2 protein-coding genes are annotated in these 1,340 nt (G+C 71.6%); both read right to left on the bottom strand.

Annotated elements, in window-relative coordinates:
- Positions 1–70: 70 nt before the first annotated feature.
- Entirely contained in the window at positions 71–679 is a 609-nt protein-coding gene (locus tag ACNPM4_RS17285) for an alkylhydroperoxidase domain protein (RefSeq protein ID WP_448986501.1), read from the bottom strand.
- Positions 676–1,293: a CMD domain protein gene (locus tag ACNPM4_RS17280; RefSeq protein ID WP_448986500.1), complete on the bottom strand. Its 618-nt coding sequence runs from the start codon at positions 1,291–1,293 to the stop codon at positions 676–678. The genes ACNPM4_RS17285 and ACNPM4_RS17280 overlap by 4 nt, the downstream gene beginning before the upstream one ends.
- Positions 1,294–1,340 lie beyond the last annotated feature (47 nt).

Raw genomic sequence — 1,340 nt, 5'->3', positions numbered from 1 at the left:
CTCATGGAATCCGGCGCCGCCTCGGGCAAGATCATCCTGGTCCCCTGACGGCGAGGTGCCGTCAGAGCGGTCAGGCCGGAGCCACCGGCCGTCCGATCGACAGCATCAGCCGGTTCGCCCAGTTGAAGAACGCGGCGCCGTGGATGAGGTCCGAGATCTCCAGGTCGTCGAGTCCGGCGGCACGCAGCCGCACGATCTCGTCCTCGCCGAACGCGTTGGGCGTGTCGGTGAGGGCGACGGATGCCGCGACGACGGCGTTCCAGCGCTCGCCGAGGTCCGCATCCACGCCCTCGTCGAGCAGCAGGTCGACGTCGTCGGCGCGCTTGCTGTGGTGCGCGGCGAAGCGCGAGTGCACCGAGGCGCAGAACACGCAGCCGTTGCGGCGGGATGCCGCGGTCGCCGCGAGTTCCCGGTCAGCACGGGGCAGGCCCTCCGCGGCGTTGTAGAAGATGTCCTTGTCGACCCGGGTGCGGGCCTTCAGCACCTCGGGATCGCGGGCCAGCAGGCGGAAGTAGTCGTTCTTCGCGCGAGCCGCATCGACGAGGCCGTCGTAGTGGCGCTCGGTCAGCTCCGCCTCGGCGAGGGGCTCGAGGTGCGGGACCCATCCGACCTCGCCGCGGGTGAACGCGTGCGGGTGCGGGGCGTCGTCGTGCCGGAGCACGCTCTGTTCGGCGGTCATGCGGCCTCCTCCTCGGAGATCTCGGCGGTCAAGCCCGCAGCGGCGAGCACACGGAGCCCGGTGACGACGCGCTGCTGGAAGGCGAGGAACGACACCAGCTGCGACAGCGTCACGATGCCGTCCGCCGACCAGCCCGCGTCGAGCAGGCGACCGAGGTCGGCACCCGAGGCCTCGCGGGGGCGGAACACCAGGAGGTGCGTGTGGGCGAGAGCGGCGGCGAGGCGCTCACCCACCGCGGCGATGACAGTCTCGGACGGGACATAGCGCGCCCCGTCGGTGTTCTCGGCCTGCAGTCCGAGCTCGGTGTAGGTGCCGAAGGGTCCGGTGGTCGCCGCCCGGGCGGCCTCCGCGAGCACGACGGTGGCCCGCTGCGGGTCGGCCTCCTGCGCACGACCGGCGTAGAACTCGGCGGTCGGGTCGTCGGCTCCGGCGAGACCGGTGGCGAAGGCGGCCACGAGTTCGCGTTCGGCCTGCGAGATGTGCTCCGTGCTCACCGGCTGGAAGAGGGCGTCGAAGCTCGCCTGCAGCTGCTCCCTGGTCACCGGACGGCGACGGCGCAGCGCATCCAGCTCCGGCGTCACCTCCGCGATGCGGTCCACGATGTCGTCGGTCATGCGTTCTCCTTGAGGGTGAGGTTCTGGTCGGTACTGGTTCGGGGCGG

This window comes from Microbacterium umsixpiens (assembly GCF_053543675.1).
Note: the sequence above shows the minus strand (reverse complement) of the source record. Positions and strands in the feature narration are given on the sequence as shown.

What these genes read in the sequence shown, in the direction of transcription:
- ACNPM4_RS17280 (WP_448986500.1), bottom strand. Translation starts at nt 1,293, where the DNA reads ATGACCGACGACATCGTGGACCGCATCGCGGAGGTGACGCCGGAGCTG.
- ACNPM4_RS17285 (WP_448986501.1), bottom strand. Translation starts at nt 679, where the DNA reads ATGACCGCCGAACAGAGCGTGCTCCGGCACGACGACGCCCCGCACCCG.